The organism is Acetobacterium malicum subsp. dehalogenans DSM 11527, from assembly GCF_000472665.1.
In the GTDB taxonomy this organism is placed as follows: Bacteria; Bacillota; Clostridia; order Eubacteriales; family Eubacteriaceae; genus Acetobacterium; species Acetobacterium malicum.
Map to the genome: position 1 here is coordinate 21,083 of NZ_AXAC01000047.1, position 6,207 is coordinate 27,289.

Annotated in this window: 7 protein-coding genes; all 7 read right to left on the bottom strand. The window is 43.2% G+C overall.

Going from position 1 to position 6,207, the window contains the following annotated elements; translation table 11 throughout:
- Positions 1 to 109: 109 nt before the first annotated feature.
- Complete coding sequence (locus A3KS_RS0115705) at positions 110 to 1,129, bottom strand: Rpn family recombination-promoting nuclease/putative transposase (RefSeq protein WP_026395711.1); 1,020 nt, start codon at positions 1,127 to 1,129, stop codon at positions 110 to 112.
- 927 nt (positions 1,130 to 2,056) lie between these two features.
- The gene (locus tag A3KS_RS0115715) at positions 2,057 to 2,629 is read right to left on the bottom strand and encodes a hypothetical protein (RefSeq protein WP_026395712.1); all 573 of its coding nucleotides are present in this window, start codon (positions 2,627 to 2,629) and stop codon (positions 2,057 to 2,059) included.
- Between the two features lie 441 nt (positions 2,630 to 3,070).
- Entirely contained in the window at positions 3,071 to 3,484 is a 414-nt protein-coding gene (locus A3KS_RS0115720) for a putative toxin-antitoxin system toxin component, PIN family (RefSeq protein WP_026395713.1), read from the bottom strand.
- Positions 3,481 to 3,759 (bottom strand): AbrB/MazE/SpoVT family DNA-binding domain-containing protein, encoded by a 279-nt coding sequence (locus A3KS_RS0115725; RefSeq protein ID WP_341349854.1) that lies wholly within the window; start codon positions 3,757 to 3,759, stop codon positions 3,481 to 3,483. Before A3KS_RS0115725 ends, A3KS_RS0115720 begins: the two co-directional genes overlap by 4 nt.
- A 148-nt stretch (positions 3,760 to 3,907) precedes the next feature.
- On the bottom strand, positions 3,908 to 4,990 hold the full coding sequence (gene tnpC / locus A3KS_RS21595; RefSeq protein ID WP_169727712.1) for an IS66 family transposase: 1,083 nt from the start codon (positions 4,988 to 4,990) through the stop codon (positions 3,908 to 3,910).
- Positions 4,991 to 5,141: 151 nt separating this feature from the next.
- Positions 5,142 to 5,942, bottom strand: a complete 801-nt coding sequence (locus A3KS_RS0115735) for an AAA family ATPase (RefSeq protein WP_026395715.1) — start codon at positions 5,940 to 5,942, stop codon at positions 5,142 to 5,144.
- The coding region (locus tag A3KS_RS0115740) for a Mu transposase C-terminal domain-containing protein (protein ID WP_026395716.1) at positions 5,935 to 6,207 on the bottom strand (273 nt) is incomplete at its 5' end. The genes A3KS_RS0115735 and A3KS_RS0115740, both read right to left, overlap by 8 nt.

Consider the following 6,207-nt stretch of genomic DNA (forward strand, 5'->3'; position numbering starts at 1 on the left):
GGCAATTAGAGAACACTATTCTTGGAGATCATGCATTTCTCAGCAATTTGTGGCACTCCATCTGCCCACTGATTCCGCTCACATGCATGTCCCCGATCATTTTCTGAAATCAGATACCTAAGAACTTCTTGACATCTTCGATACTTTTAAAGTTTCCAATATTAATATTAAATATCTGCAACATCTTAAGATCCAGTGAGGCAATCTTTTCTTGACACTCCGTCGGAAGAACTCCAAATTTCAAAGATAAATGCTCAATTGCCAATTCAAACAAGCCCTCTTTTTTCCCCTTTTCAACTCCAGTTTCTTCGCCTTTTTCAACGCCTTTTTCAAAGCCTTCTTCTCTTAAAACTTCTGCCAATGTCATCGCTACTTCACTCCCTCCAGGAAAGACTTGTTCAATGTATTTTTGAACAACATTTGAATTCACATTTGAAAATTCTGGTACAATTTCGTAAACATACCGTAGACAGGTTTCAAAATACTCCGTAGCCGTTTGTTTTTCATTCATCGCATTTAGTGCCGTACCAACCCTTTTGAGAGCTTCAAGCAGAGCCTGTTCATCATGCCTGTTGACATTTTTCAGGATTGAAAGCGTCACGTAGTATAGTGATCCGAGTACGATTACCTCATCGGGAAATCGATTCAGATCATAAACATGGTAACTAAAATTGGGAATCCCCTTTTTAATGTCATCCGACAATTCGTCATAATCAAGAATCATCGTGTCCAGAGAATTTCCAAGTTTCCAGTTTCTTTTGCCATGATAAATAACCATCGGAATAATCACGGGGATATGGGTGGCTTTTTCATTTTTGACTTTCTGATTCCAGATGTTAACCAAATATGTCAATAACTGCAAACCCACATTTTTGTCAAGGTAACTCTTGTGTTCAAAAAGGAGATAGAGATAACCTTCCTTTTGATTAATGGTTGTTCGAAATAATAGATCCGAACGGGTTTCTTCTAATTCCTTGCTGACGTGGGTGCCATTCTGGAGTTCCAGATTCTCCAGATCAATGGTCTTTAATATTGATTCAGGCAACGATTCCTTTAAAAAGTTCTGTGAAACTTCCAGATTTGCGAAGGTCGCCCTAAAAAACTTGTCATGAATCTGTTTTATTTTCATTCGTTCACCTACTTATATATTTCATATTATAACCGATTCACCTTTAAAATGCTATTAAATTTGATGCTTGTTCCGTAGTAGCTGCATTGATCACAGTTGATCATTCGAATAGGCATCACCCCCTTTCATTTCAATTGATGGCTTGGGATTAATTGTTGTGGGAAGATTTGTTGTCAGATTAGTCAGTATTTTTTGATCGATTACAGCTATCCACCCATCTTTTTTCTTTTCTAATTGCCGTCACTCCTGTCCCTGCCGACCGTTTTTCTTAAGAATGTCAGGAGTGACACCATTGTCGACAAATAGGGAAGAAGTTTGGGGAATGACTTGAGATGATTTCCAGGAACACTCCCCATCGACTTCATCCCAGCCATTTCTTTTGATCCCTCTCCAGATGATTCTTTAAGCTATTTCTTCTGAAGCAGCTTGTCCACCTCCCGCTGATAACCATAGCGTCTGAAGAATTCAATCAAAGCGACATCAACCACATCCCGTTGTTTGAGATTTTTGCTTTCGCAGTATTCCTTGAGCAGACGAATCAACATATCCGACATATAGATACTTTGCGTATTGAATTTTCCNGGAAGGGTATACCGTGGAATCATGCCATCAGATTGGGGCATCAGTAGGGTGATCAATCGGTCTTTGTTCTGAAGCAGTATGTCAAGTAGAGGCAGATAGGCTTCCAGTTCCACTAATGAATCGTCATTGGGTATTCCTGTTTTTGATTGAGACTTTTCCATTGGCTGAAAAGCTTTGTCCTGAAGATCAACCGTTTCTGCTACTGAATCAACGGCGGCATCCCCAAACATCATCCCATAGTTATTCTTGTTAGAATCCCAGAAGAGTTGCTGACTTTCCATATACTCACCCAACTCCCGGTGATCATTGAATCCGAATTCTCTGGCAATGGCTCTTGGCTCACTGTCAGTACCCATTGGTTGTTGTTCCTAAGTTGCTGTCAATTAATTCATTGAAGGCTACCTGTACAACGCCACCAGCAAATGCTGTTCCGTCTGGTTTTTTAACTTCCATGGTGTAAACTCGACCACGGTTAGCAGAAGCTGCGATGGTTGCTTCAGTTTCTGGTGTTACTGTGATCTGATCTGAAACTTGTGCACCCTGGAATGTTACTTGTGGTGCCCATAGTTGAAGATCGGTTGCGTCTAATCGTGGGGTACCTCCATTATCGATGAAGATAATTGGTGTAGCTTTGGTATTGCTACCTGTTACACTGAATGTTACTGTACCACTTGCGTTTGTTGATAAGTTAAGTGTTGTTGCTGCACCTGTAGCTCGTTGAGAAGGTACAACGGTTGCTGCATTGCTTACGTCTGTAGCACTTGCTGTTGTTCCGTTAACTGTTCCAATGTTTTCGTTGAACAGTACTCGGATTGTGCTTCCAGCTCCAACAGGATTTCCTGTGTTTCTGTCACGAAGTGTTACTGTGTAAGTTTTTGATGCGCCATTAGCAATAAAAGGAGATGGTTCAGTCTCCATCTGACCGCTCTGAAACCCACTGAAATCAATACTTTCAGAGATTTAAAAAACGCACAATAGAGGTGCTAAATATAATTAATAGAGGTGCTTTCCTGTGCATATAAAAAAAATAGAAAAACAAACAATAGAATTCCAATAGATACGAATTCCATTTGCTTTTCTAAAAACCTAGTGTTTCCAATGGTTTCAGGATTTTGAGATGACGTTGTTGATGTTTCTGGAGATGTTGCTCAGATTCCGCTCATCCCCAGTTTTTTTCTTCCCAAAATGCCGACAGTCGTGACAGTTCTGTCAGAAAATTGTCGGCACTGACGGGACTGACGGCAAATATGGGAGAAAATTTTTGGATGCCATTTCAAATCAGAGACCCCACCGAGGTTCATCTGATTTCGCTAGTCATACGATCAATCTGAAATGGGAAGTTTGACATTCCCCACGTCATCAATGCACATTGACATAAACATATTTGCCAACAAATTCATTGGGTGTTAATATTTCCGGTTTCTCAATGTCAATATCTGCAAAGTCTTTGTCGCCGGTGATGAGAACGTCCACATCTTCGACAATGGCTGAATAGAGTACTGGATAGTCCATTTCATCCCGAATTTCAAAGAGGTTTTCATCCATTTCGTCTGGTGTGTAAACATATTCAAAGGGAAGAACGGTTAGAAAATGATCCAGGTCAGCGGATCTTCCTTCGAATTTTCTCTGAACCACACCTTTTAGCTCTTCAATCACGAAGGAAGATAAAACGAGTCGATGATCTTTAAGAATCGCTGCAATCATTTCATTCATGATCTTACTTTTGAAAATGATGGAAGAAATCAAAACATTAGTGTCCAGCATGATTCTCATTGCTTCTTTTCCTTCTTTTCCTCAAACCGCTCTTTCCGGACTTCCTTCACCAGATTCACAACGTCTTCTTCAGATTTCAAATCTAATCGTTCCGCTTCACCCTCGAAAGCCTTTTGCACCTGCTCGAGAGCAAGCATGGCTGAGTTGGCGATCACCATGTAACCATCTTTTTCGATGAAGACAACTTTGTCACCTTCCTTCAGATTCAATTTCTTCCGAATATTGATGGGAATGGTCACTTGTCCTTTTGACATTACTTTTGCAAGATCCATCATACTACCTCCTTAAACCCTACTTTTCCTACTTTCAGTATAGCACCAATATTCTCTTTTTGCAAGATCAATCGTAAATGTCAAACTGTAGGCACCTATGTATAAAAAAAGCCCAACTCCTGGAGGAGCGGGACTCGTAATTCGATGTTTATCAACTGGTTTTATAACAATCCGGTGAAAGTGTTTTTGACCAGGGAAGAAATTGATCAATCAATTCGGGGTGGTTCACCAGATCAGTGTTGGCCATCTCTTTGAGAATATAAACCAGGTAGTTGTAGGGTTTGAGCTGATTGCTTTTGGCTGACTCGGTGAGACTATAAATCATGGCACTGGCGGTTGCGCCTCCGGGGGTATTATGCATCACCCAGTTTTTGCGTCCGATTGTAAAAGCTCGGATACTGCGTTCCCCACGGTTGTTTGTTAATTCCAGACGACCGTCTTGCAGGACGTTTTCCAGGTAAGTCCATTGATTCAGGGTATAATTCACGGCATCGGACAGATAGGATTTTGGCAGGGCATTGGCCTGCATCCCGACGAGCCAGTCATGGAAAGCCGCCATCACCGGTTTTAGCAAGGTCAGCCGCTTTAGTTTTCGTTCAGCCGGGGTAAAGTCGTTCAGCTTTTTATCGATATGAAAAATGGTATCACAAAACTGAACCCCTTCATACGAAGCCGCTCGTCTCTGTTCTTCTTTTGGTAAGGATTTAATGGCGTCGGAAAAGCCCCGCTTGGCATGAGCCAGACAGCCGACCACCGTGATATCCGGAGACAGACGGTGATAAACCTCATATCCATCCGCATGAAGATATCCTTTATAGGTCCCCAGAAAGCTAAGCGCCGCTTCCTTGCTTCGGGTGGGATGATAGTCGTAGTAGACCATCGGGGTTTCATCATGAACCCCGGTACAGTAGACCCACATATAACTTTTGCTGGTTGCCGGGCGATCGGTTTCATTGGCAACCTGAACGGGGGTCTCATCCCCATGCAAAACATCCCGGGTGAGCATGATTTCCCGCATCCGCCGACAGAGAAGCGAAAAGTAATCGTCGGCACAGCGCAGCAGCCAGTTTGACATGGTCTGCCGGGAGAGTGCCACACTGTACCGTTCAAACTCCTGCTGCTGCCTGGCCAGCGGCATGGCACAGACGTACTTGGCATTGATAATCGCAGCGACCAGCTCCGGCGTTGTAAAGCTGCCGGGAATCAGGGTGTTTGGCATAGTGTAAAATTTCACATTATTTCGGACTGGTTTAATCACAATAAAACGGATCGAAATGTTCGAAAGACTGTGAAAATAATGGCGGTTTAAAAAGTGCATTTCAGTTTTTTAATCACATAATCACGCTTTATTTCTCCAGAAAAAAAGGGAAATAACGCCATCGGCGTTAAATCCCAGCTTCCGCAGAAGCGGCAAAAACAATCTCTTCATCGATGAGGTCGGTTTGCTTTTGAAAGGCAAGAATCAGACACTGGGTAACCAGATTACCGACTAATCGCGGGTAACCGCCAGTGGATGACGAAATGGCTTCATAAGCATTCTCGTTGATCAGATTCCGTGAAACACCGGCATGTTTAAAGCGGTGTTTGATATAGTCTCTGACCTCATCCGGTGTCAGTGGCGAGAAATGGAACCGGGTCACCAGTCGCTGATCAAGTGACCGGTTCTGGTTTAAGGCCAGGCGGTTGGCCAGCGTCGGTAAACCGGTGAGAATCAGAATAAAAGGATTGCGTTTATCCATGTCAAAGTTAAAAATGATGCTCAGATCGTGAAGAAACTGGGCGGTCGCCGACTGCATCTCATCCAGGATAAAGACTGGCGTGATGCGGCGCTTATCATAAAGATCGGTAATGGCGTTCTGAATCTGAAAGAACAGCTCCACTTTGCGAAATTTTGGCTGTTCCCCAAGCGAAAAGGCCAGCCCCCGGTAAAAATCCATGGTTGTCCCGGAAGACATCGGGAAATACATGACCTTNTATAACGACGGATTCANACTGTCNGCANAGACCCGCAGGGNCGATGTTTTACCAACCCCNGGNTCNCCNGTAATCAGACCAAAACCNNNGGTGGTTTTNAGATAATCCAGACGNGCCAGNACTTCCTTGTAAGCTTCNGANTGAAAGAGCATCGATGAATCAATTCCCTTGTCAAAGGGCGCCTGCTGGAACCCGAAAAATGATTTATACATGAGGCACACCGCCTAACGCGCTGTAGCTGATAGCATTGTTATTGCGTTTGGCAATGGCGTTGTCCGTCATGATGACTTTTTTACAGGTATAAATCCGGACACTGTTTTCATAAATATAGATTTCATCCGGGCATTCATTGGGATAACGGATATCGACGCTCTTGCCAATAAACATCGGCGACGCTTCGAAAAGGGCGTTGTGCAGCGAAATGGTGGCATCCGACTTGACCTTTCTGGTTACCCGGATCAGAAAGGCTTCATCAAT

Excerpts from the sequence above, each read along its gene's own strand:
- A3KS_RS0115705 (WP_026395711.1), bottom strand. The coding sequence starts at position 1,129 with ATGAAAATAAAACAGATTCATGACAAGTTTTTTAGGGCGACCTTCGCA.
- A3KS_RS0115715 (WP_026395712.1), bottom strand. The coding sequence starts at position 2,629 with ATGGAGACTGAACCATCTCCTTTTATTGCTAATGGCGCATCAAAAACT.
- A3KS_RS0115720 (WP_026395713.1), bottom strand. The coding sequence starts at position 3,484 with ATGAGAATCATGCTGGACACTAATGTTTTGATTTCTTCCATCATTTTC.
- A3KS_RS0115725 (WP_341349854.1), bottom strand. The coding sequence starts at position 3,759 with ATGATGGATCTTGCAAAAGTAATGTCAAAAGGACAAGTGACCATTCCC.